Origin of the sequence: Lonepinella sp. BR2271 (assembly GCF_051851515.1) — a bacterium.
Lineage (GTDB): Bacteria > Pseudomonadota > Gammaproteobacteria > Enterobacterales > Pasteurellaceae > Lonepinella.
In genome coordinates, this window is sequence record NZ_JBPDVF010000002.1 from 159,259 (window position 1) to 182,011 (window position 22,753).

The window sequence follows — 22,753 nt, forward strand, 5'->3', positions numbered from 1 at the left end:
ACATGAAATCCTTTGCGTTATTAGTCGGAAAAGCCATTGAGGCATTGGTGGTGATTATTCTTGCCACCATGTCGGTGTTGGTTTTCCTTAACGTGGTGTTGCGATATGGCTTTAATAGCAGCATCAATGTGACCGAAGAAGTTTCTCGCTACATGTTCGTTTGGTTAGCGTTCTTGGGGGCAATTCTTGCCTTTAGCGAGAATCAACACGTTAACGTGACCATTCTGACTCAAAAGTTATCCGAAAAAGGGCAAAATATTTTAGGTATTGTGACGGATTCAGCCATGCTATTTTGCTGTTATTTGATTTTGGATGGCGGTTGGCAACAGTTTGAATTAAACCTTTCTAACCTTGCACCGATTTCAGGTTTGCCTCAAGGTATTACTTATTTGGCTGCTACCGTAGCAGGAGCGTTAATTGGAGTGTTAATTATCGCTCGCTTGGTGGCTCGTATTGGTATTTTAGTTAAAGGGGAAGCCAAATGACCGTTGTAATTTTCCTTTCCGCCTTATTAGGGGCGATTATTCTGGGCATTCCTGTTGCGTTTTCCCTACTTATCTGTGGCATCGCGTTGATGTTACATTTGGATTTATTTGATTCCCAAATTTTGGCTCAACAAATTGTGAGTGGAGCGGATAGCTTTTCTTTAATGGCAATCCCGTTCTTTATTTTAGCTGGTGAAATCATGAATGAAGGCGGTTTATCTAAACGCATTATTGATTTGCCAATGAAATTAGTAGGTCACAAACGTGGCGGTTTGGGCTTTGTGGCGATTATTGCTGCCATGATTATGGCGAGTCTTTCAGGTTCTGCCGTAGCCGATACCGCAGCCGTGGCAGCGATGTTGTTACCAATGATGAAAACCACAGGCTATCCACTTGATAAATCTGCAGGTTTGATCGGTACAGCAGGGATTATTGCACCGATTATTCCACCAAGCATTCCGTTTATCGTATTTGGGGTAGCAAGTGGCGTATCTATTACGAAATTATTCCTTGCAGGGATTTTCCCTGGGATTATGATGGGGGTCGCGTTAGGTTTATTATGGTGGTGGCAAGCAAAACGTCTTAACTTAATGACGTTCTCCAAAGCCACTAAACAAGAACTTTGCCTTTCCTTCAAAAGCAGTATTTGGGCGTTATTGTTACCTGTGATTATTATCGGCGGTTTCCGCTCAGGTATGTTCACACCGACAGAAGCAGGGGCAGTAGCCGCATTTTACGCTTTAGTTGTTTCCCTCTTCGTTTACCGTGAATTAAAAATCAAAGATTTATACCGTGTGATTTTAGCAGCAGGTAAAACCACGGCTGTGGTGATGTTCTTAGTGGCAGCAGCAAACGTCACAGGTTGGTTAATTACCGTGGCTGAATTACCACAGATGATGACTGAATTACTTGAGCCATTAATTGACAGCCCAACCTTGTTGTTAATTGTGATTATGTTTGCGGTATTTATTATCGGTATGGTGATGGACTTAACTCCAACCGTATTAATCTTAACCCCAGTGTTAATGCCATTAGTGCAAGAAGCAGGTATTGATCCTGTGTATTTCGGCGTGTTATTCATTTTAAATACCTCAATTGGCTTAATTACCCCACCTGTGGGTAACGTATTAAACGTGATTACGGGCGTTTCAAAATTACCATTTGACCAAGCAGCCAAAGGCATCATGCCTTACTTGCTGATGATGATTGTGGTGTTGTTCTTATTTGTGTTCTTCCCGTCACTAATTTTAGTGCCATTGGGTTGGATGATGTAACTGATTTTTTAACTTAACTCTTTAATGGAGAAATTGTATGAAACTATTTAATATGAAAACCTTAGCGACTTTTGTAGCAGCTGCCACGATGTTTGCTACCAGCAATGTCAGTGCAAAAACCACGTTGCGTTTTGGTTATGAAGCACCGCGTAATGACAGCCAACATATTGCAGCAGAAAAATTTAATGAATTGTTACAAGAAAAAGCCAAAGGGGAGATTGAGTTAAAATTATTCCCAGACAGCACCTTGGGCAACTCTCAAACCATGATTTCAGGTGTGCGTACGGGTACGATTGATATTGAAATGTCAGGTTCACCAAACTTCACTGGGTTAGAGCAAAAACTGAATGTGATTGATATTCCGTTTATTTTCAAAGATCGTGAACATGCTTTTAAAGTATTGGACGGTGAAATTGGTCAAGGTTTATTAAAAGAGTTAGAAAGCAAAAATATCAAAGCATTAGCGTTCTGGGATGTGGGTTTCCGTGCTTTATCTAACTCTAAACACACTGTGACGAAACCAGAAGATATTAGTGGTTTGAAAGTGCGTACTAACCAAAATCCAATGTACATTGAAGCCTTTACTTTATTAGGCGGTAACCCAGTACCAATGCCATTGGCAGAACTTTATACCGCCTTGGAAACTCGTGCAGTAGATGCGCAAGAACACCCAATCGGTATTTTCTGGTCAAACAAATTATTTGAAGTACAAAAATTCTTAAGTTTAACCAACCACGGCTACACCCCGTTAATCGTGGCGATGAACAAAAAGAAATTTGATAAATTAAGTCCAGAATTACAAACTGCCTTATTGGAAGCTGCCAAAGAAGCAGGACAATTCCAACGTGAACTTAACATCAAAAATGAAAAAGAAATCGTAGAAAACTTGCGTAAAGAAGGCGTTGAAGTCACTGAAACTATCGATCAAGCTCCATTCAAAGCGGTGATTGAAGCCAAAGTTCGTCAATCCTTTATTGATAAAAATGGCGATGAATTAATTAAAGCCATTGATGCCTTACAATAATGTTGTTATCCCGTTCCGTTGGGAATGGGGTTTTTATTCGATTTTTTACAAGAGGAATATCCATGAAATTATTTAATTTGAAAACCTTAGCCAGCCTTATCGCTGCCACCTGTGTTTTTTCTGCGAATACGCAAGCTGCCACTAATTTACGTTTTGGCTACGAAGCCCCACGCAGTGACAGCCAACATATTGCCGCAGAAAAATTTGAAGCATTACTCAACGAAAAAACCAACGGGGAAATCAAATTAAAATTATTCCCAGACAGCACCTTGGGTAACGCTCAAGCCATGATCGCAGGTGTGCGTGGTGGAACAATTGATATTGAAATGTCCAGCTCATCAAATTTCACAGGCTTAGAGCCAAAAATCAATGTGATTGATATTCCGTTTATTTTTAAAGATCGCCAACATGTGGTGAAAGTGTTAGATGGTGAAATCGGACAAGGTTTATTAGATGCCCTTGAAGCAAAAGGCTTAAAAGGTTTAGCTTTCTGGGATGTGGGTTTCCGTGCGTTCTCTAACTCTAAACACACCGTCACCACCCCTGATGACATTAAAGGTTTGAAAGTGCGTACGAACCAAAACCCAATGTACATTGAAACCTTTAGTTTGTTAGGTACTAACCCAGTTCCAATGCCTTTAGCTGAGCTTTACACTGCCTTGGAAACTCGTGCGGTAGATGCTCAAGAACATCCAATCGGTATTTTCTGGTCAAATAAATTATTTGAAGTGCAAAAATACTTGAGCTTAACCAACCATGGTTACACACCGTTAATTGTGGTCATGAACAAAGCTAAATTTGACAAATTAAGCCCAGAATTGCAAACCGCATTATTGGAAGCAGCCAAAGAAGCAGGGCAATTCCAACGTGATTTGAACGAAAAAGGCGAACAAGAAATTATTGCAGGTTTACGCCAAGCAGGTGTCGAAGTCACCGAAACCATCGATCAAGCACCGTTTAAAGCCATCATTGAAGAAAAAGTGCGTAAATCTTTTATCGACAAAAATGGTGATGAATTGATTAAAGCCATTGATGAACTAGCAAAATAAAACGTTACATCAAAGTGCGGTGCAAAAATATCGTTATTTTTCACCGCACTTTCATTCAAAAGGAATAAAACAATGAATTACTACTTAGGCATAGATTGCGGTGGCACTTTTGTTAAAGCCGCCTTATTTGACCAAACAGGCAAACTTTACGGCGTTCAGCGTAAAAACGTTTCTGTGATCAGCGAGCAAGCAGGTTACGCTGAACGAGATATGTCGCAATTATGGCAAATCTGTGCCGAAGTAGTACGTCAAACCATTCAACAAAGCGGTGTTGAACCTAATCAGATTAAAGGCGTTGGTATTTCCGCACAAGGCAAAGGGGCATTTTTGTTAGATAAACAAAAGCAACCTTTGGGACGTGCTATCTTATCTTCTGACCAACGCTCTTTGGATATTGTTAAACAATGGCAAGCCGATGGTATTCCACAAAAACTCTATCCAATCACTCGCCAAACCTTATGGACAGGCCACCCTGTGTCGATTTTACGTTGGGTAAAAGAAAATCAGCCTGAACGTTATGCCAATATCGGGGCAGTGTTAATGTCCCATGACTATTTGCGTTTTTGCTTAACAGGTGAGCTACATTGTGAAGAATCAAATATTTCTGAATCTAACTTGTACAATATGCAAGCTGGTGAATATGATATTGAGCTAGCAAAATTACTGGGCATTGAAGAAGTATTTGCTCAATTACCACCAATTATCAAATCCAATGAAATTGCAGGCTATGTGACCAAACAAGCTGCCGAACTTTCCGGCTTAGCAGAGGGAACGCCAGTGGTTGGTGGATTATTTGATGTGGTTTCCACCGCACTTTGTGCTAAATTAGATGATGAAAGCAAGCTCAACGCCGTACTTGGCACTTGGTCAGTGGTGAGCGGTATCACGGAAACCATTGATGATAGTCAACAAATTCCATTCGTGTACGGCCGCTACGCCAAAGCCAACCAATTTATCGTACACGAAGCCAGCCCAACGTCATCAGGCAATTTGGAATGGTTTGTGAAACAGTTTGGCAACCTAGATTACGCCGAAATTAACCAAGGCATTAGCCAACTTCCGCCAGCTAGTAGCTCGGTATTATTTGTGCCGTTTTTATATGGCTCCAATGCCGGCTTAGGCATGCAAGCAGGGTTCTATGGTATGCAGGCTCACCATACGCAAATGAACTTATTGCAAGCGGTGTATGAGGGCGTATTATTTAGCTTAATGTCTCATTTAGAACGCATGCTACAACGTTTTCCACAAGCGGATGTATTAAGAGTCACAGGTGGGCCGACAAAATCGGCCGTATGGATGCAAATGTTAGCCGATCTCAGCGGCATGCGGTTAGAAGTACCAAATGTGGAGGAAACCGGTTGTTTAGGTGCCGCATTAATGGCCATGCAAGCCGATGGATTGACGGAACAGCCTGCAGTATTGCAAGCTGATATGCAAGTGTATCAACCGAATCCACAGCATCAATCTGCTTATCAGCAAAAATATCAGCGTTATCAGCAGTTTGTTAGTGCATTGAAAACGTTATTATAAACCATAAAATCTTGCCGAAATTGATCTGCACCCTAAAAGTTGGATGAGTCCCTCTATAAGGTGCAGATTTTTATATCCCCAAATTGTCAAACGAAGCACAACACCTACTCTGCCAAAAATCCCCCGCTCTGATGTTGCCATAACTTCGCATACAAGCCATTTTTAGCCAACAATTCGGCGTGGGTGCCTTGTTCTACAATTTGCCCTTGATCTAACACAATCAACCGATCCATGGCGGCAATGGTGGATAAACGGTGGGCGATGGCGATCACCGTTTTGTTTTCCATCATTTTATCCAGACTTTGTTGAATCGCCGCTTCCACTTCGCTGTCTAATGCACTAGTGGCTTCATCAAGCAATAAAATCGGCGCATCTTTTAACATCACACGAGCAATGGCAATACGTTGGCGTTGTCCGCCTGACAGTTTTACACCACGTTCACCCACATGTGCATCATAGCCTCGGCGACCGTTTGCATCACTTAATAACGGAATGAAATCTGCTGCTTCGGCACGCTGGGCGGCATTCAGCATATCTTGTTCGGTGGCGTTGGGGCGACCATAGATAATATTTTCACGTACAGAACGGTGTAACAATGAAGTGTCTTGCGTCACCAAGCCAATTTGGCTACGTAGACTTTCTTGCTGTACATCAAGGACATTTTGACCGTCAATGGTAATGGTGCCTTGTTGCGGTTCGTAAAAACGTAAGAGTAAATTGACGATGGTGGATTTCCCTGCACCTGAACGGCCAATTAAACCGACTTTTTCCCCTGCCTTAATGGTTAAATCAAAGTGTTGAAGTAGCTGTTTTTCAGGGGAATAAGCGAAACTCACATGATCAAAATGAATTTCCCCTTTGCTCACTTGCAATGCCGTGGCATTCGGTTTGTCGACAATCGTATGGGGTTTGGACAAGGTTTCCATACCATCATTCACCGTACCAATATTTTCAAATAAGCGGGCGGATTCCCACATAATCCAATGCGCTAAACCATTGACTCGTAATGCCATGGCGGTGGAAGTTGCAATGGCACCGACACCAACGGCACCCTGTTGCCAAAGTACCACACCTAAAACGGCGGTGCTGAGAGTTAGGAAGATATTGCTCGCATAAGTTAATACATCTAGGCTTGTGCCTAACCGCATTTGGGCGTGAACCGTGACCATAAATTCTTCCATAGAACGTTTGGCATAGGCCGCCTCACGCTCACCGTGCGAAAATAATTTTACGGTGGCGATATTGGAATACGCATCGGTAACCCGTCCTGTCATCAGTGAGCGAGCATCCGCTTGATGTTCGGCGGTTTTGGCTAATTTAGGAATCAGATAATATAAAATACCGCCGAAAATTACGGCCCAAACCAAAAACGGCACAAGGAACCAGCTATCAAAGGCCACCAAGACCACGCCAGAGGTAATAAAATACACGCCCACATAAATGACCATGTTTGCTACCGTTAATACGGTATCACGCACAGCCAATGCGGTTTGCATCACTTTGGCAGACACTCGTCCAGCAAATTCATCTTGGTAAAAAGTGAGGCTTTGCCCAAGCATAAGACGGTGGAAATTCCAGCGTAACCGCATGGGGAAAACCCCTTGTAGGGTTTGCAAGCGAACTGTGGAAGTGAGGAATGTCCAGCCGATACTTAAAATGAGAATCAGCAACATACCGATTAAGTAAGGGCCTTTTTCTGCCCATAATGTTGTCGGGGTATAAGTACCAAGCCAATCAACTAATTTCCCCATAAATTGAAACATCAAGGCTTCCATTACCCCAATGCCAATGGTTAAAAATGAGAAAAATGCAATCCACGCCTTTGTTCCCTCTAAATTTGACCATAAAAAACGCCATAGCCCTTTTTCGGGTGTTTTAGGGGGACTGTCAGGATAGGCGTTAATGCGGTTTTCAAACCAAGAAAATATTTTATTAAACATCGTGCTTTCCTTATAAAACAAAAGGCAACGAGGAAAGTTGCCTTAATCTGGTGATATTATAACGCAAAACGTGATAAAAAAGCACCGCACTTTTAAACAGATTAAACCCAATTATCCAACAATAAATTGGGAATACGGCAAAATTCTTTGGTATTGTTGGTCACTAAGGGAACGTTTAGGCTTAATGCTTGAGCGGCAATCAACATATCTAATGAACCGATAATTGTCCCCTGTTGTTGTAAATCATTTCTCAGTTTCGCATAATGCCAAATGGCGTTTGTATTAAAGGGAAGAATATCTAAGGGAACCAGAAATTTATTTAGAGCCTCTTTGTTGCGTAACGACCCTGATTTTTCCACCCCAAATGCCAATTCGGCAGCAGTTATGCTAGAAATTGCCAGATCGCCTAATTCATATTGTGCAAAGCGTTCAAACACTTGTGGCGGTTTGTGGTTAATAATATAAATGCAAATATTGGTGTCTAACAGATACTTCATAAAATCTCTGCCCTAATTTGCTCCCCTTGCTCGGCTCGCTCAAGCGGGGTATCAAATTCATACACGGCTTCTTGCATGGCTTGCCATGGATTTTTTTTCGGCATAAGCAAAATCCCTTGCCCATATTTTTGAATGATGACTTCACTTTCATCATTAAAGGCAAAGGCTTTAGGTAATCTGACCGCTTGAGAACGCCCAGACATAAATAATTTGGCGGTTTGCATATTGGCCCTCATGAGTTGATATATCACATTGAGATATATCATAGCAAAGGTGTTTGATGTATTCAATAAAAAGGGATAAAAAAGCACCGCAGTTTTTTCTGAGGTGCTTAACATGAATTTACGTCTTATCTAGCAGGTGTGGAAACATGCTCCGCCGCTTTCTGATTAGCATAACTTACCGCAGATTTGAGTGTTTCACCGTTGATTAAACTGGCACATAAATGCCCCACGAAACAATCGCCTGCTCCGAGCGTGCTGATTAATTTTACTTTTATGGCTGGCATTGAGCCTTGTTCCTGTTGATTGGCAAATGCCACACCATCGCTACCAGCGGTTACGACCACTTGCGGAAAATCTTGCTGCAAGCGTTGAGCGGCTTTTAAGGCAGAAGTTAAATCCGTGACTGCGATGCCACACATGGCTTCGGCTTCAACGGCGTTGACGATAAGACAATCAATTAACTGTACCAATTCAGGGGATAATGCTTTTGCGGGGGCAGCGTTAATACATACAGGAATATGCCGTTGATGAGCTTGTTGGGCAGCTTTTAGATTAATTTCATCGCTGACTTCATTTTGTAAAATTAACATTCTGGCATTTTGCCAAAGGGAATCTTGTTCTAATACGGCTGACTCAATGGCAAGATTCGCCCCTGATACGACCACCGCACCATAATCCCCTTCGCTGTCCATAATGGCGACACTCATGCCTGACCCGAATTTATCAGTTTGTTGAACAAAGTCGGTATTGATCTGATGTTGTTTTAAATGTTCAAGTAAAAATGGAGCAAAATTATCTTTGCCTACACAGCTCACCATAAAGACATCGCAATCTGCTTTGGCACAGCCTACGGCTTGGTTGCCCCCTTTGCCACCAAATTTGGCGAACCATTTTTTACCTAATACCGTTTCGCCTTTGACTGGACGATGGGAAGATTGCACCACAATATCATAATGTAAGCTACCAACTACAACGACTTTATTCATAACTTTTTCCTTTATTTTATTCGTTTACTTTCTACCGCGGCTCTCGTTTTGGCTAGATAATTTTCAGCACGATTCAAATGGCGTTTTGCGACAGCCACGTAAAGTGCATCTAAAATATTTAATTGTGCCACCCGAGATGCTGCATTTTCGCCCAATAATAATGAACCTTGGGAAGTGGAGGTTAATACCACATCGGCGTATTGGGTAATCGGTGAAATGGCGTAATTAGTGATCACAATAGTTTTCGCCCCATTTTTGCGAGCCAGTTGTACGGGTTCAATTACATCAATGGTGGTGCCTGAATGGCTAATCGCTATCACACAACTTTGATCATTACATACCGCACTAGACATTAACATCATGTGCGAATCATCATAAACCGAGGTTTTAATCCCAATACGCAAAAATTTATGTGCCATATCTTTGGCAATTTGAGCTGAACCACCAATCCCAAGTAAATCAATATGTTGAGCATTGGCTACAATCTCTACACAACGATCAAAGGCTTCAATATCCAAAATCGCCATGGTTTCTTCTAATGCTTGAATGGAGGTTTCAAACACTTTTTTGATCAACTGTGCAGAGGTATCCTGTTCAGAAATTTCATTGTGCAAATTTGCCACTTCTAATTGTTTGTAATATGCCAACCCCGAGCGGAAATCCCGAAAACCTGAAAATTCTAATTTTTTCGCAATTTTTACAATCATGGCTTCAGAAACCTGATTTTCTTCTGCCACTTCTTTTAACGGGGTTGTTTCAGAAAAATCTGGCTTCGCGAGTATCCTATCCAACACTTTCAATTCTAACGGGGTAAGTTGTTGTCTGCGAGTGCGGATATGTGCACCAATGGATTTCGGATCTAGCTGTGCCATCGTATTATTTTCCTCTGGTTGCTCTATCAATTAACATGGCGACAATAATGATGATACCCGTGGCGAGTAATTGATAGAAGGCTTGAATATTTAGCAATGTTAACCCGTTGCGTAATGCCCCGAGAATAATTGCCCCTAAAATAGTGCCTATAATACTCCCTTTTCCGCCCATAAGCGATGCCCCACCGATGGCTGCCGCCGCAATGGCATCTAATTCCCATAAATTACCCAACGTTGGATCGGCTGCCCCTAAACGTCCAACTAAAATTAATCCAGCCACAGCGCTCAAGAAACCTGAAAGCACATAAACCGTCACTTTAGTTTTTGCCACAGGCACACTACATACCCGAGCCGCTTCTTCATTGCCACCCACTGCAAATATATATTCACCCAATGGGGTTTTGGTCAATACAATCCAGAGAACTAAGGCAATCACAGTCACAATAATCACCGAGCTTGGAATCCCCAATAATGTGCCGTTCATTAGGCTACGGAAGTCTGCAGGAATCCCAAAAATCGGATTGCCCCCCGTGTAAATTAACGATAATGCACGGTAGAGTGATAATGCACCTAAGGTGACAATGAAAGGTTGTAAACCAGCGTAAGCAATTAATGCCCCGTTAAATAATCCCGTTAAGCAGCCTACTAACAACGCCCCCAGTATGGCTAACGGTACTGGCACACCAGCCACCATTAAACTTGCTCCCACTACGGCAGAAATTGCCGCCGTTGGTCCCACTGATAAATCAATTCCAGCGGTAATAATCACCAATGTCATACCCAGTGCAATAATTGCATTAAGTGATGATTGTTGCAAAATATTCAATAAGTTAGGTGTGGTGAAAAATACGGGTGATAAAAAAGAGAAAACCGCAAAGATGATGATCAATCCCACCAATGTTCCCATATCACGCACATTTAATTTAATTGCTGACATAATTCATTCCTTTTTATGATTAATGTGTTTTATTGTTACCAATAGAGTAACGACCAATATTGTCTTCATTGATGTCCGAACCACGCAGTTCCGCTTTGATTTCACCTTCTTTCATGACCAGCACCCGATCCGATACCCGAATAATTTCAGGCATTTCCGATGAAACCACCAGCACCACATTGCCTGCTTTGGCAAGATTTTCAATTAAATGATAAATTTCCGATTTGGTGCCAATATCAATGCCTCTGGTCGGTTCATCAAATAAATAGATTTTGGTACCTGCTGCCAGCCAGCGTCCGATAATGACTTTTTGCTGATTACCGCCACTAAATGTGCCAACGGTTTTATCTAAATCGAGTGGTTTTAAATTTAAATCCATCATTAATTGATGAGAAATCGCGTTTAAATAATCTTTGCGAAGAAAACCAGCCTGACTAAATCTCTCCATAGATGGCATGGCAATATTGATAGACACACTGCGATCTTTCAAAATGCCTTCTTTTTTGCGATCTTCTGGCACCAGTCCAATGCCCATTTTGATGGATTCTTTCACGCTATTGAGTTTTAACGGCTGCCCATTAATGAGTATTTCCCCCGATGTGGGCTTATCTAAACCAGCGATTAAACGAAATAATTCTGTTCGTCCCGCTCCCACGAGTCCTGCAATGCCCACCACTTCGCCTTTATTAGCAAAAAAATTGATATTTTTTACCGCACTTTCACGGCTTAAATTTTTCACTTCTAGCATTTTTTCATCCGTGGCATAACTCTGATGCGACAATTTTTCTACTTTCCGCCCCACCATTTTGGTGACGATGCTTTCTTCGTTTTCATCGGCAATATTGACACAATCAATAAAATGCCCATCTCGCAAAATCGTTGCTCGATCGCAGACTTTGAAAATTTCGTCCATTTTGTGCGACACATAAATAATGGACACGCCTTGGGCGGTGAGCTGTTTAATCAATGCTGATAAGCGTTCAAATTCGCTCGGCGTTAAACTGGATGTCGGTTCGTCCATGGCAATAATTTTGGCGTTATCCAATAAGGCACGGGCGATTTCCACAATTTGTTGCTGTGCCACTTTTAATTCCTTAATCGGCACATTGGGATCAATGCTTGGGTCAAGATCTTTTAAAATGTCTAATGCCATTGCACGTTCTTTGGCTTTATCCACAAACAAGCCAAAATGCTTTCTGACCGAACGCCCCAAAAACATATTTTGAAAAACAGAGAGTTCTGGAATGTTTTGTAATTCTTGGTGAATCATTGCAATTCCGCTTTCTTTGGCAGCACGGGGGGAATGAATGGACACTTTTTGCTCATCAATATAGATCTCGCCTGCAGTGGCTTCTCGCACGCCTGAAAGCAGGTTGAGAAGCGTGGATTTCCCCGCTCCATTTTCACCAATTAATGCGTGGGTTTCGCCCGCTCTGACGTTGAAAGAAACATTTTCTAACACCGTCACTTGCCCATATTTTTTTGTCATTCCACGCATACTTAATCTATCTGAACACATAGAACTCTCCTTTTTTTCAATGTTATTTGGCTAACACTTTACGCAATTCTTCAGGATTCGCATTAAAGTAAGTTTTCGCATTATCTTGAGTAATTAACGCTTGTGGCGTAGTGACCACACGAGAAATTTGTTGTCCTGCAGTTAAACGCAACACCACTTCCATTGCCACTTCGCCTGTTAATACAGGGAAACTATCCACCGTACCCGTTAATTCACCTGCGAGAATGGATTTATAAGCATCAGAAATCCCGTCTGTACCAAACACAGCCACTTGTTTTTGTAAATTCAACGCTTTGACCGCTTCCACTACACCTAACGCCATACCGTCATTGTTGACATAGAAACCGATTAAATCAGGATTACGTTGTAAAATGGTGGTTGCCACATTATAGGCTTGTTCACGACTCCAGTTAGCTGGCACACTTGCCACTACATTGAATTTGCCTGATTTGTTAATGGTTTCAGTAAATCCTTCGGTTCGTTGTTTAGCCGCAAATACGCCTGGAGGACCTTCTACTACCGCCACTTTTCCGCCATCAGGACGATTATCAATAAACCATTGTGCGACTCGTACACCGTTATCTTTTTGCACATTCCCCACATAATGGGTTGCTGTTGGCATCACCGCATCATTCACATTCACGACAGGAATATTTTTTGATTGGGCGACTTCTGCCGCTGGTTGTAAATTCACGTCCGTTTGTGGCGAGAAAAGTAATGCACTATAACCTTCCGTGATCATGGTTTCGGCAATGGAAAGTTGTCCTAATTGATCACCTTCGTTTGCCGCTGCTTGATAGGCGACAAAGACCTTGTATTTGGTAGCAAAACTTTTATAGCCATCGCCTAATGAACGCCAATATTCATTGGTTAAGGTTTTGGATACGCCACCAATTTTGACTCCGCTTTGAATGGCAGGAAATGCACCAAATTTAGCATCTAATTCCGTCCAATTAACCCGATCTTGTTCCGTATCCGAATTGAGTGGTGCAAGATTGGCATAGGCGGAGCTACCGATCACCGCAGAAAGTGCGGTGGAAATAAGCATGGTTTTTAGAAATTTACGCATAACATTTTCCTTTTTAGTTGGATTAACGATAGAAATAACGAATTATTTCCCTAGTAAAAATTGATTGACAATGGCTTGGCTTGACACCGCATCTTGCTGATTAATGGCTTGTTGTAATTCATCAATGGAATTAAGTTGGTCAGCAATGGCAATGAGTTTACGCACCGTTTGAATATTCACTTCACATTCATGCACAGGGTCAAGTCCGCTGGCATCAGGGAAGGTGTCAAAATAATAGGCCCCATTAAAACCTTCTTTGCGTAATTGCCAAATCAGTTCTAAGGTCGCTCGTGGATTGACCGAAGCCACCATTAAGCCATCATCACGCTTGTGATAACCATCATTTAAATGCAAGCCCATAATTTTGGTGCGGCGAGCAATCTGGGCTGCCGCATAAGCAGGAATTTCATCGGCATATAGCACATGGGCAAAATCCAGTGTTACGCCCACATTTTTTGCACCGATGTCGGAAATAGCGAGTAGTGTGGTGGCGACATCAGGTAAGATACTAAAGGAACGAGGTTCGTTTGGTTTATATTCAATACTAATATCGCAATCTGGAGCGTAAGTCGCCACTTCTTGAAAAGCGGTAATTAAATCGTCCCACATTTTGTTGTAATTGGCTTGGAAACTGTAATCAAAACCGTCTTGTCCAAGCCAAATGGTCATTAAATTAGTGCCTAATTCCCGACCGCAATCAATGCCACGTTTGGTTAATTCAATGGCTTCACGGCGAACCTTGGCATCGGGGTGAGTAAATGCTCCTAATTGAAATTCAGGGTTGGTGCTATACCGCATCGCCATGCCATTGACATTCAAGCCTTGATCTTTGATAAATGCCCCTAAAGATTTCGGGTCTTCGTTTAAATGCTGCGGATAATTCAAATCCACATCGGTCAAACCTTTCGCTGTGGCGGCTCGTTCAATCATTTGCCGAATAGTGGGTTTTCCTTTAAGATCAGGCCAGTAAGAATGGGCTTTAGAAGCAAAAGAATTTAATCGAGTAGCAAAACGTAAATTGTTCATGTTGTATTCCTTTATGTGTTAATTGATTTATGTAAAGTAAAATACAACTTTATATTTTATTGTAAAGTATTAAATTTAAAATTTGTGAAGTAGATCACATTTTTTATTAATAGAAGTGTTGGGTTAAAGCAAAACAGAAGGAGTAAAGCAATAAAAAGGGCGAATCAATATTCGCCCCAGAAATGAATAATTATATCTTTGTGAATTGTTTTTTATTCCAACGCCTTACCCTTCAATTCAGGAATCAAGAAAAGTGTCGCCAGCATATCCAATACATAAATGGTTGCCAAGAACGCAATGGCGATTTGGAAAGAGTAAGCGGAAACCACTGCACCCACGACAATTGGGCCAAAACCGCCCACGGCACGTCCAAGGTTGAATAACACATTTTGTGCGGTGGCTCTTGCCTCGGTGGGATAGGCTTCAGACATTAATGCGCCATAACCGCCCATCATGCCGTTCACAAAGGCACCTAATAATGCGCCTGCAAACAACATCGCCGTTGGGTCAGTTAATTGAGAATAAACCACAATACTAATCACAGCCCCTAATTGGAAAATCAGGAAACTTGGCTTACGTCCAATAGCGTCCGCTAACCGGCCAAAAATCCAAATGCCCGCCATCATGCCACAAATGGTGACGGCGGTCCAAAGACCAGACTTGGTTAAACTAAAACCGAGTTGTTTGGATAAAAAGTTAGGTAACCAAATCATAATGCCGTAATAACCGAAGTTTTGTACTGAAGTTAAAACCACAATACCGAGGCTGACTTTGGCGGTATTTTTGTCTTTCACCAATAATGTAAATGGCGATTTTTTGGGTTTATTCGTGATGGCTTGTTGTTTCACAAAAACGTCGGGTTCATGTAATTTAGCACGTAAATACCACGCCACAAAAGCAGGGAAAATGCCCACTAAGAACATACCTCGCCAACCAATAACAGGCAATAATAACGGGGTCAATAATGCCGCAGCGAGTACGCCAATTTGCCAGCCTAATGCCACATAGGAGGAGGCTTTGGCTCGATGGCGAGCGGGCCATGTTTCAGCGGCTAATGCCATGCCAATCCCAAATTCGCCACCTAAACCGATACCGGCAATGGTGCGATAAATCAGTAAATCCCAATAACCTTGCGCAAAGGCACAAAGTCCTGTGAACACGGCAAATAGCACGATTGTCCATGTCAGCACTCGCACACGGCCATATTTATCACTTAATGCACCAAAAATCAGCCCGCCAGCCACGGCACCAATAAGGGTCCAAGTGACTAATGAGCCACCTTGTGCGGGTGTTAAGGCTAAATCAGCCGAAATGGCCGTGAGCATAAAACCAAGAATAAGTAAATCAAAACCGTCCATGGCATAACCGACGGCCGATCCGAATAAGGCTTTCCAGCCATATTTATCAACATGATGTGTTGTCATAATGTACGTCCTTTTGTTGCTCACAGGCAACATTTAAAGTTAAAAAGGAGGGTGTTTTTCATTTCCAGCATGGAAATTGGCGCTATTTTAGGGCGTCTTACCTAATTTGGCAACTGGATTTTGCTTTACCCTTTCTTATTTTCTTTCAACGCCGCAAAATGCGCCCCTTTGGCGATCATACGAAGTTGTAAAATGACTCGTTCTTTTAATTCCGCCCGATCTTTTTCATCCATATCCAAGGCCTTGGACATGGCACTAAAGGTGAGCGTCACACTGGCGTCGGCTTGCATATAACCAATATATCTTGAATAATGAAAGCGATAGGTAATAAACTCGCCCAATTCTTCGATAAAGTGTTTAATTTCACGGGAAACTGCGGTGCGAAAAAGCAAAGATGTGCCGGCGCTTTCTCGTAATAACAAACGAAAAACATTTGGATCGTTTTCAATAAATTCAAAAAAGGTTGCAATGGAAACTTCGATCACACTGCCACCATTCCGCAAGCGTTTCTGGGCCTGTCGCATCAGTTGACGTAAGGTTAAACCCGCCTCATCAACCATGGTCAACCCCAATTCTTCCATATCTTTAAAATGGCGATAAAAAGAGGTCGGTGCAATGCCCGCCTCTCGGGAAACCTCACGCAAGCTCAAATTGGCAAAACTTTTTTCAGCGGTAAGCTGATTAAACGCCGCATTAATGAGTGCCTGACGTGTTTTTTCCTTTTGTAATGCTCGAATGCCGGCCATAGGATTACTCAACTAAAATCGGTTTAATGGCATTCGCAATCACTTTTGCAATACGTTCATAACGTTGACGCAACGGCGAACCTGGGCGATAAATTAAGGTAATCGCACGGGTGGGTTCGGGGTTCACACAAGGAATATATTTGACCCCTTGACGCTCGCCCTCATTATGTACAGCCAATTCTGGCATCAAGGTAATGCCGGCGTTGGCGGCCACCATATTACGCAAGGTTTCTAAACTGGTGGCTTGAAAATGCGCATTTTCTCTGGCGCCGGCGGCAAAACAATAGCCGAGCGCTTGCTCCCTTAAACAATGCCCGTCATCTAACATTAAGATTTCTTTATTATTTAATGAGGACAGGGAAAGCTGTTTTTCCGTTGACCAAGGATGTTTATCAGACACCGCCACTAACATTTTTTCATGGAAAATCGGCACTTCAATAAAAGGCTGGGTTTCTTCCACAGAGGCCACAATCGCACAATCTAAATGCCCCGTTTCGAGTTGGTCAATTAAATTCGCCGTTTGCTGTTCGTATAAAAACAGCTCCAATTCAGGAAATTCATGGGTTAAAACCGGCATAATATGCGGTAATAAGTAAGGCCCCACGGTGGGGATCACACCAATATGTAATGGGCCCGTCATATCTTTGCCTTGATTGCTCGCCATTTCTTTCAGCAATTTCACTTCACGCAACACGGTTTTCGCTTGATCGACTAACAATAACCCCGACTGGGTAAACAGGACTTTGCGACTGGTACGTTCCAATAACACAATCCCTAATTCATCTTCCAACTTACGGATTTGTCCGCTCAACGTTGGCTGACTCACATGGCAAGCATCCGCTGCACGCCGAAAATGTTTATATTCAGCCAAAGCAACAAGATATTCCAAATCACGGATATTCATAAAAAAATTCCTTATAGGTATGAACAATTAAAAGGATAGAATTAATTGATTGTAACTATACCACAAAATTGCCTATAATCCACCCCGTTAAATAAACAATCACTCAAATCGGAGAAAAAATTATGTCAAATATGGAAGGAAAAAAAGTTCCTCAAGTTACATTCCATACTCGCCAAGGCGACGCATGGGTTGATGTAACTTCAGCAGAATTATTCGACAACAAAACTGTCGTGATGTTCGCTTTACCAGGTGCATTCACGCCAACTTGTTCATCTACTCACTTACCACGTTATAACGAATTAGCTTGCGAATTCAAAGCATTAGGCGTAGACGACATCATCTGTATGTCAGTTAACGACACTTTCGTGATGAACGCATGGAAAGCAGACCAAGAATCTGAAAACGTGACTGTCATTCCAGATGGTAACGGTGAATTTGCAGCGGGCATGGGTATGCTTGTTGACAAAGATGACTTAGGTTTCGGCAAACGTTCATGGCGTTATTCTGCGTTAATCCGCAACGGCGTAGTAGAGAAAATCTTCTCTGAACCAAACGAACCAGGCGACCCGTTCAAAGTATCTGATGCAGACACTATGATCAAATACTTAAATCCAAAATGGGAAGCAAAACCATCCGTCACCGTATTTACTAAACCAGGTTGCCCATTCTGTGCAAAAGCCAAAGGTTTATTGAAAGTGAAAGGTTACACATTTGAAGAAATCGTATTAGGTCGTGATGCGTCAACTATCTCTGTTCGTGCAATCACTGGCAAAACTTCTGTTCCACAAGTCTTCATCGGTGGTGAATATATCGGTGGCAGCGACGATTTAGAGAAATATTTCGCTTAATTTAAGCTGAAAAATTTAGAAAAAATGAACCGCACTTTGAAAGTGCGGTTTTTTTACGCTAATTTTTCGCTAATAAGGTTTTATGTTCTTGAATAATCGCCATAAACGGCTGTGCAAATCTTTCCCATTTAATCGCTCCCACCCCATTAATTTGCAACATTTCTACTTTGCTAGTCGGCAAATACAGCGACATTTCTTGTAAGGTGGCATCACTAAACACAATATAAGGCGGGATATTTTCTCGGTCGGCAATTTGTTTGCGTAAGAAACGTAATCGGGCGAAGAGATCTTTGTCGTAATGGCTCACGGCGTGGCGTTGTGGTGCTGCCACCGTGGCAATAGCGGATAGTCTTGGGGTCGCTAATTCAAGCGGTACTTCACCACGCAAAATGGGTCTAGCACTTTCGGTGAGTTGCAGTTGCACGCCCACGTCGTTCATAACTTGGTGAATAAAGCCGAGATGAATTAATTGGCGGATCACCGATTGCCAATATTCTTTGCTTTTGTCCTTACCGATACCGTATACACTTAATTGTTCATGTCGGTGATCACGGATTTTTTGGTTGTTCATGCCACGCATCACGCCAATCACATATTGCATACCGAAACGTTGCCCCGTGCGATAAATGGTGGACAGGATTTTTTGGGCATCAATTAAGCCATCGTATTTTTTCGGCGGATCGAGGCAAATATCGCAGTTTTTACATGGTGTTTGGCGATTTTCGCCGAAATAATTCAACAACACCAAACGCCGACAAGTTTGACTTTCGGCAAATTCACCAATGGCCTCTAGCTTATGTTGTTTGATCTCTCGCTGTGGCGTTTCGGGTTCTTCCATAAGCATTTTATGCAACCAACCGTAATCCGCAGGCTCATAAAACAGCACGGCCTCCGCAGGCAAATCATCTCGTCCGGCTCGTCCTGTTTCTTGATAATAGGCTTCAATGCTGCGAGAAAGATCAAAATGTGCCACAAATCGCACGTTGGATTTGTTGATCCCCATGCCAAAAGCAATGGTCGCCACCACCACTTGAATATTGTCCCGTTGAAATGCCCGTTGCACCCGTTCCCGCTCGGCAAATTCCATGCCCGCATGATAAAACGCCGCCGACACGCCCCGTTTTTGCAACGCCTCGGCGACTTTTTCCGATTTATTGCGACTGTTGCAATACACAATGCCACTTTTGCCTTTTTGTGCCACCACAAACTGACAAAGTTGCTCCATGGGTTTAAATTTTTCTACTAGCGTATAGCGAATATTCGGGCGGTCAAAACTGCCGATATAGACGTGCGGTGCGTTTAAGCGGAGATTTTGCCAAATGTCTTGTCTGGTGGTACTGTCGGCAGTGGCGGTCAACGCCATCACTGGCACATCGGGAAACGTGCCTTTCAAACCGCCAAGCTGTTGATATTCAGGGCGAAAATCATGTCCCCATTGGGAAATACAATGTGCCTCATCAATGGCAATAAAGCTCACTTTGCAATGGGAAATAAAGGCAAAAAAACTGTTGGTCATCACCTTTTCAGGGGAAAGATAAAGCAATTTCAGTTCACCCGAAATGGCTTTATTTTGCACCTGTTGCTGTTGCTCATAGGTTTGTGTGGAGTTGAGATAATCCGCCGCAATGCCGTTGGCTAACAGTTGATCCACCTGATCTTTCATCAATGAAATCAACGGCGAAATAACCAAGGTTAGTCCCGAAAAACACAAGGCAGGGATTTGATAACACAGGGATTTTCCGTTGCCCGTTGCCATCACCACAAGGCTGTCTTGCCCACGCAAAGCGGATTGAATCACCTCTTCCTGCCCTGTGCGGAAAGATTGATAACCGAACACGTCCTTTAACATTTGTAAAGGATCACTCTGTAACGGCTCAGAAACTGCTGTGGAAAAATCTTGCATTTTTTGCACCGCACTTTTTTGTTCAATTTCGCCAGACAAGGTCATTAAGCAAAGCTCACTTCTTCACCATGCGCTGTACAGGCCTCACTTAAACAATCGTAAAAACGTTTGCCATCATGGTTAATCCAATCGTTATCTTTCCAAGCAAAATGCAACCCGCCTAAACGGCTGGCTAACCAAAGCTCCAACATGGATTCTTGTTTATTAATCACAATTTGCGTACGATTTCCAAAGGTCATGGTAAACACCGACCCTTGACGTTCAAAATCCACATCTACATCTTGCTCATCACATTGTTCTTCAATGTGATCCCACACTTGTTCAATATTTTGATGAAATTCAACTAGGTTCATTTTTGTTCTCTCACTAAAATCGTTAGGGTGAATTATAGAGAGTTTCAGCGAGTAAGGATAGAGGAAATATTGATTTAGTTGGCGTGAGTCATCAGGAATGTGTGAAAATTGGAATGGAGATCACAAAATTGTCGATCAATTTCACTTTCAAATCATCGGAATTATGATACACTTTTCAGAAATTGATGGGAGGCTGTATGGAATTGAGCAAAGAACAAGAACGCTATCTGACAGAATTATGGCAAGAGGGCATAGATAATGATGGTTTTGAAGAAATAACGCTCGCACAAATTAAGGCAAAACGGATTGAACGAGCAGAATATTTAGAAAATAAAAAAGCCATTGATGAGGTATTTTATAGTGAAGTGGCGTACGCTTAAAGGTTCAAAAATCAATGAATTTATGGCGTTGCTTTCCGATGAGGCTTTATTCTATGTGGAAACTGTGCTAGACAATTTTGAACCGGTAAAATCGCCTTTTTCTATTGAAATCAATAGCTTTACTTCTTTGCAGTGTATTGTAAATAATAATATCGCTTATATTCTTTCTTTCAATTATGGGCGTTTTTCCAATATTAATACAGGGAGAACCTCTCGAGAAGTCAATTTTATTCAACTATTGAAAGAAAAATATTTTTCTTGCAATCAGTTCATTCATCTTTCTCCAAAACAACAAAGACGTTTAACTCGTCTGATAAAAAATAATTATTAATCAAGTTCTTATATACGGACGGATAATCATCATGAAAAAACACATTTCTCTTATTATTTTCACCGCACTTTGTGCCAGTCTTGTCGGCTGTGGCGTAAAAGGGCCGTTATATTATCCACAAGACAATACCCAACAAGCTCAACAAAAATAGGATACTGAGATGGATCATTTCCAATATAAAAACGATCGCCTTTTTGCGGAAGATCTTGCTGTGACCGCTTTGGCAGAGCAGTTTGGTACGCCGCTTTATATTTATTCGAAAGCCACCTTGGAACGTCATTGGCATGCTTTTGATAAAGCATTTGGCGAACACCCGCATTTAATTTGTTTTGCGGTGAAAGCTAATTCCAATATTGCAGTGTTACAAACCATGGCAAGACTCGGTTCAGGTTTTGATATTGTATCTCAAGGGGAACTTGAACGGGTGTTAAAAGCAGGCGGTGAGCCGTCTAAAGTGGTGTTTTCGGGCGTGGCAAAAACGGCGGTGGAAATTGAGCGAGCGTTGCAGGTGGGGATTCGTTGTTTTAATGTGGAAAGTGTACCAGAATTGTATCGCATTAATGAGGTAGCGAAAAAGTTAGGCAAAATCGCCCCCATTTCTTTGCGAGTCAATCCTGATGTGGACGCCCATACGCACCCTTATATTTCCACGGGATTAAAAGAAAATAAATTTGGCGTGAGTGTGGAACAGGCTCGTGATGTGTATCGTCAAGCCCGTCAATTAGATCATATTGAAATTGTCGGCATGGATTGCCATATTGGGTCACAACTCACTGAATTACAACCTTTTTTAGATGCGGCAGATCGGTTGATTGTGTTAATCGAACAGTTAAAACAAGATGGTATTCAGTTGAAACATTTGGATTTAGGCGGCGGTTTAGGTGTGCCTTACACAGACGAAACCCCACCCCATCCAAGCGAATATGCCAAGGCGTTGTTAGAAAAATTGCAAGGGCTGAATTTGGAAATTGTGCTAGAACCGGGGCGTGCGATTACGGCCAATGCGGGAATTTTGGTGACCAAGGTGGAATATATTAAAACCAATGAAAGCCGAAACTTTGCCATCGTAGACGCCGGCATGAACGATATGATTCGCCCTGCCTTGTATCAAGCCTATATGGCGATTATTGAGGCGGATCGGACCTTAGGACGTGAAAAAGCCCTGTATGATGTGGTGGGGCCGGTGTGTGAAACCTCGGATTTTCTGGGTAAACAACGTGAATTGGCGGTAGCAGAGGGCGATTATTTAGTACAACGTTCCGCTGGCGCCTATGGGGCGACCATGAGTTCTAACTATAATTCTCGCCCACGCACGGCGGAAGTGTTAGTAGACGGTTCGCAAGTGCATGTCATTCGTCAGCGTGAAAGCTATGAAAATTTATGGCAGTTGGAAACCTTATTGCCTTAACAGAAAGATAAAAAGGAGTATGAA

Annotated in this window: 24 protein-coding genes; 10 read left to right on the forward strand and 14 right to left on the reverse strand. The window is 42.3% G+C overall.

All coding sequences use genetic code 11. The features are described from left to right. Positions 1-2 precede the first annotated feature (2 nt). The 5 genes from ACTG7X_RS02735 (at position 3) to ACTG7X_RS02755 (ending at position 5,362) form a co-directional block, all read left to right on the forward strand. Positions 3-485 carry a TRAP transporter small permease subunit gene (locus ACTG7X_RS02735; RefSeq protein WP_439257001.1) on the forward strand — a complete coding sequence of 161 codons (483 nt, stop codon included), beginning with the start codon at positions 3-5 and terminating at the stop codon, positions 483-485. Then, on the forward strand, positions 482-1,759 hold the full coding sequence (locus ACTG7X_RS02740) for a TRAP transporter large permease subunit (protein ID WP_439257002.1): 1,278 nt from the start codon (positions 482-484) through the stop codon (positions 1,757-1,759). Before ACTG7X_RS02735 ends, ACTG7X_RS02740 begins: the two co-directional genes overlap by 4 nt. A 37-nt stretch (positions 1,760-1,796) precedes the next feature. After that, a complete protein-coding gene (locus ACTG7X_RS02745) occupies positions 1,797-2,783 on the forward strand; it encodes a TRAP transporter substrate-binding protein (RefSeq protein ID WP_439257003.1) in 987 nt (328 codons plus the stop codon). A gap of 62 nt (positions 2,784-2,845) precedes the next feature. Then, a complete protein-coding gene (locus ACTG7X_RS02750) occupies positions 2,846-3,832 on the forward strand; it encodes a TRAP transporter substrate-binding protein (protein WP_439257004.1) in 987 nt (328 codons plus the stop codon). Between the two features lie 72 nt (positions 3,833-3,904). Continuing rightward, complete coding sequence (locus tag ACTG7X_RS02755; RefSeq protein ID WP_439257005.1) at positions 3,905-5,362, forward strand: FGGY-family carbohydrate kinase; 1,458 nt, start codon at positions 3,905-3,907, stop codon at positions 5,360-5,362. Positions 5,363-5,466: 104 nt separating this feature from the next. Here ACTG7X_RS02755 and ACTG7X_RS02760 read toward each other — a convergent pair whose 3' ends face one another. From ACTG7X_RS02760 to oxyR, 12 genes are all read right to left on the reverse strand, one after another. Further along, entirely contained in the window at positions 5,467-7,302 is a 1,836-nt protein-coding gene (locus ACTG7X_RS02760; protein WP_439257006.1) for an ABC transporter ATP-binding protein, read from the reverse strand. Between the two features lie 101 nt (positions 7,303-7,403). Further along, complete coding sequence (gene vapC / locus ACTG7X_RS02765) at positions 7,404-7,799, reverse strand: type II toxin-antitoxin system tRNA(fMet)-specific endonuclease VapC (RefSeq protein WP_439257008.1); 396 nt, start codon at positions 7,797-7,799, stop codon at positions 7,404-7,406. Continuing rightward, positions 7,796-8,023 carry an antitoxin gene (locus tag ACTG7X_RS02770; protein ID WP_439257009.1) on the reverse strand — a complete coding sequence of 76 codons (228 nt, stop codon included), beginning with the start codon at positions 8,021-8,023 and terminating at the stop codon, positions 7,796-7,798. The genes vapC and ACTG7X_RS02770 overlap by 4 nt, the downstream gene beginning before the upstream one ends. A gap of 125 nt (positions 8,024-8,148) precedes the next feature. Further along, positions 8,149-9,009 (reverse strand): ribokinase, encoded by an 861-nt coding sequence (locus ACTG7X_RS02775; protein ID WP_439257010.1) that lies wholly within the window; start codon positions 9,007-9,009, stop codon positions 8,149-8,151. 11 nt (positions 9,010-9,020) lie between these two features. Further along, positions 9,021-9,881: a MurR/RpiR family transcriptional regulator gene (locus tag ACTG7X_RS02780; protein WP_439257011.1), complete on the reverse strand. Its 861-nt coding sequence runs from the start codon at positions 9,879-9,881 to the stop codon at positions 9,021-9,023. A gap of 4 nt (positions 9,882-9,885) precedes the next feature. Continuing rightward, positions 9,886-10,818, reverse strand: a complete 933-nt coding sequence (locus ACTG7X_RS02785) for an ABC transporter permease (RefSeq protein ID WP_439257012.1) — start codon at positions 10,816-10,818, stop codon at positions 9,886-9,888. Between the two features lie 19 nt (positions 10,819-10,837). Then, on the reverse strand, positions 10,838-12,337 hold the full coding sequence (locus ACTG7X_RS02790; RefSeq protein WP_439257013.1) for a sugar ABC transporter ATP-binding protein: 1,500 nt from the start codon (positions 12,335-12,337) through the stop codon (positions 10,838-10,840). Between the two features lie 22 nt (positions 12,338-12,359). Further along, the gene (locus ACTG7X_RS02795) at positions 12,360-13,406 is read right to left on the reverse strand and encodes a sugar ABC transporter substrate-binding protein (RefSeq protein ID WP_439257014.1); all 1,047 of its coding nucleotides are present in this window, start codon (positions 13,404-13,406) and stop codon (positions 12,360-12,362) included. 42 nt (positions 13,407-13,448) lie between these two features. Then, positions 13,449-14,432, reverse strand: a complete 984-nt coding sequence (locus ACTG7X_RS02800; protein ID WP_439257015.1) for a sugar phosphate isomerase/epimerase family protein — start codon at positions 14,430-14,432, stop codon at positions 13,449-13,451. A 212-nt stretch (positions 14,433-14,644) separates the two neighbouring features. Continuing rightward, positions 14,645-15,856: an MFS transporter gene (locus tag ACTG7X_RS02805; RefSeq protein WP_439257016.1), complete on the reverse strand. Its 1,212-nt coding sequence runs from the start codon at positions 15,854-15,856 to the stop codon at positions 14,645-14,647. A gap of 125 nt (positions 15,857-15,981) precedes the next feature. Continuing rightward, on the reverse strand, positions 15,982-16,602 hold the full coding sequence (fabR, locus tag ACTG7X_RS02810) for an HTH-type transcriptional repressor FabR (RefSeq protein ID WP_439257017.1): 621 nt from the start codon (positions 16,600-16,602) through the stop codon (positions 15,982-15,984). Positions 16,603-16,606: 4 nt separating this feature from the next. After that, complete coding sequence (oxyR, locus tag ACTG7X_RS02815; protein ID WP_439257018.1) at positions 16,607-17,506, reverse strand: DNA-binding transcriptional regulator OxyR; 900 nt, start codon at positions 17,504-17,506, stop codon at positions 16,607-16,609. 122 nt (positions 17,507-17,628) lie between these two features. On the opposite strand from oxyR, the gene ACTG7X_RS02820 reads away from it, so the two are divergent. Continuing rightward, entirely contained in the window at positions 17,629-18,354 is a 726-nt protein-coding gene (locus ACTG7X_RS02820) for a glutathione peroxidase (RefSeq protein WP_439240042.1), read from the forward strand. Between the two features lie 58 nt (positions 18,355-18,412). On the opposite strand, the gene recQ is transcribed toward ACTG7X_RS02820, so the two are convergent. Together recQ and cyaY are read right to left on the reverse strand one after the other, a co-directional pair. Next, the gene (recQ, locus tag ACTG7X_RS02825) at positions 18,413-20,302 is read right to left on the reverse strand and encodes a DNA helicase RecQ (protein WP_439257019.1); all 1,890 of its coding nucleotides are present in this window, start codon (positions 20,300-20,302) and stop codon (positions 18,413-18,415) included. Beyond that, on the reverse strand, positions 20,302-20,610 hold the full coding sequence (cyaY, locus tag ACTG7X_RS02830; protein ID WP_439257020.1) for an iron donor protein CyaY: 309 nt from the start codon (positions 20,608-20,610) through the stop codon (positions 20,302-20,304). The genes recQ and cyaY overlap by 1 nt, the downstream gene beginning before the upstream one ends. A 197-nt stretch (positions 20,611-20,807) precedes the next feature. Between cyaY and ACTG7X_RS02835 the strand changes: the two genes are divergently transcribed. From ACTG7X_RS02835 to lysA, 4 genes are read left to right on the forward strand one after another with little or no spacing between them, the layout of a single operon-like run. Then, positions 20,808-20,990, forward strand: a complete 183-nt coding sequence (locus ACTG7X_RS02835) for a hypothetical protein (RefSeq protein WP_439257021.1) — start codon at positions 20,808-20,810, stop codon at positions 20,988-20,990. Further along, positions 20,971-21,321, forward strand: a complete 351-nt coding sequence (locus ACTG7X_RS02840; RefSeq protein WP_439257022.1) for a hypothetical protein — start codon at positions 20,971-20,973, stop codon at positions 21,319-21,321. The genes ACTG7X_RS02835 and ACTG7X_RS02840 overlap by 20 nt, the downstream gene beginning before the upstream one ends. Positions 21,322-21,352: 31 nt before the next feature. Further along, positions 21,353-21,472, forward strand: a complete 120-nt coding sequence (lptM, locus tag ACTG7X_RS02845) for an LPS translocon maturation chaperone LptM (protein ID WP_439240034.1) — start codon at positions 21,353-21,355, stop codon at positions 21,470-21,472. A gap of 9 nt (positions 21,473-21,481) precedes the next feature. Next, complete coding sequence (lysA, locus tag ACTG7X_RS02850; protein WP_439257023.1) at positions 21,482-22,729, forward strand: diaminopimelate decarboxylase; 1,248 nt, start codon at positions 21,482-21,484, stop codon at positions 22,727-22,729. Positions 22,730-22,753 lie beyond the last annotated feature (24 nt).

Excerpts from the sequence above, each read along its gene's own strand:
- ACTG7X_RS02735 (WP_439257001.1), top strand. The coding sequence starts at position 3 with ATGAAATCCTTTGCGTTATTAGTCGGAAAAGCCATTGAGGCATTGGTG.
- ACTG7X_RS02740 (WP_439257002.1), top strand. The coding sequence starts at position 482 with ATGACCGTTGTAATTTTCCTTTCCGCCTTATTAGGGGCGATTATTCTG.
- ACTG7X_RS02745 (WP_439257003.1), top strand. The coding sequence starts at position 1,797 with ATGAAACTATTTAATATGAAAACCTTAGCGACTTTTGTAGCAGCTGCC.
- ACTG7X_RS02750 (WP_439257004.1), top strand. The coding sequence starts at position 2,846 with ATGAAATTATTTAATTTGAAAACCTTAGCCAGCCTTATCGCTGCCACC.
- ACTG7X_RS02755 (WP_439257005.1), top strand. The coding sequence starts at position 3,905 with ATGAATTACTACTTAGGCATAGATTGCGGTGGCACTTTTGTTAAAGCC.
- ACTG7X_RS02760 (WP_439257006.1), bottom strand. The coding sequence starts at position 7,302 with ATGTTTAATAAAATATTTTCTTGGTTTGAAAACCGCATTAACGCCTAT.
- vapC (WP_439257008.1), bottom strand. The coding sequence starts at position 7,799 with ATGAAGTATCTGTTAGACACCAATATTTGCATTTATATTATTAACCAC.
- ACTG7X_RS02770 (WP_439257009.1), bottom strand. The coding sequence starts at position 8,023 with ATGCAAACCGCCAAATTATTTATGTCTGGGCGTTCTCAAGCGGTCAGA.
- ACTG7X_RS02775 (WP_439257010.1), bottom strand. The coding sequence starts at position 9,009 with ATGAATAAAGTCGTTGTAGTTGGTAGCTTACATTATGATATTGTGGTG.
- ACTG7X_RS02780 (WP_439257011.1), bottom strand. The coding sequence starts at position 9,881 with ATGGCACAGCTAGATCCGAAATCCATTGGTGCACATATCCGCACTCGC.
- ACTG7X_RS02785 (WP_439257012.1), bottom strand. The coding sequence starts at position 10,818 with ATGTCAGCAATTAAATTAAATGTGCGTGATATGGGAACATTGGTGGGA.
- ACTG7X_RS02790 (WP_439257013.1), bottom strand. The coding sequence starts at position 12,337 with ATGTGTTCAGATAGATTAAGTATGCGTGGAATGACAAAAAAATATGGG.
- ACTG7X_RS02795 (WP_439257014.1), bottom strand. The coding sequence starts at position 13,406 with ATGCGTAAATTTCTAAAAACCATGCTTATTTCCACCGCACTTTCTGCG.
- ACTG7X_RS02800 (WP_439257015.1), bottom strand. The coding sequence starts at position 14,432 with ATGAACAATTTACGTTTTGCTACTCGATTAAATTCTTTTGCTTCTAAA.
- ACTG7X_RS02805 (WP_439257016.1), bottom strand. The coding sequence starts at position 15,856 with ATGACAACACATCATGTTGATAAATATGGCTGGAAAGCCTTATTCGGA.
- fabR (WP_439257017.1), bottom strand. The coding sequence starts at position 16,602 with ATGGCCGGCATTCGAGCATTACAAAAGGAAAAAACACGTCAGGCACTC.
- oxyR (WP_439257018.1), bottom strand. The coding sequence starts at position 17,506 with ATGAATATCCGTGATTTGGAATATCTTGTTGCTTTGGCTGAATATAAA.
- ACTG7X_RS02820 (WP_439240042.1), top strand. The coding sequence starts at position 17,629 with ATGTCAAATATGGAAGGAAAAAAAGTTCCTCAAGTTACATTCCATACT.
- recQ (WP_439257019.1), bottom strand. The coding sequence starts at position 20,302 with ATGACCTTGTCTGGCGAAATTGAACAAAAAAGTGCGGTGCAAAAAATG.
- cyaY (WP_439257020.1), bottom strand. The coding sequence starts at position 20,610 with ATGAACCTAGTTGAATTTCATCAAAATATTGAACAAGTGTGGGATCAC.
- ACTG7X_RS02835 (WP_439257021.1), top strand. The coding sequence starts at position 20,808 with ATGGAATTGAGCAAAGAACAAGAACGCTATCTGACAGAATTATGGCAA.
- lptM (WP_439240034.1), top strand. The coding sequence starts at position 21,353 with ATGAAAAAACACATTTCTCTTATTATTTTCACCGCACTTTGTGCCAGT.
- lysA (WP_439257023.1), top strand. The coding sequence starts at position 21,482 with ATGGATCATTTCCAATATAAAAACGATCGCCTTTTTGCGGAAGATCTT.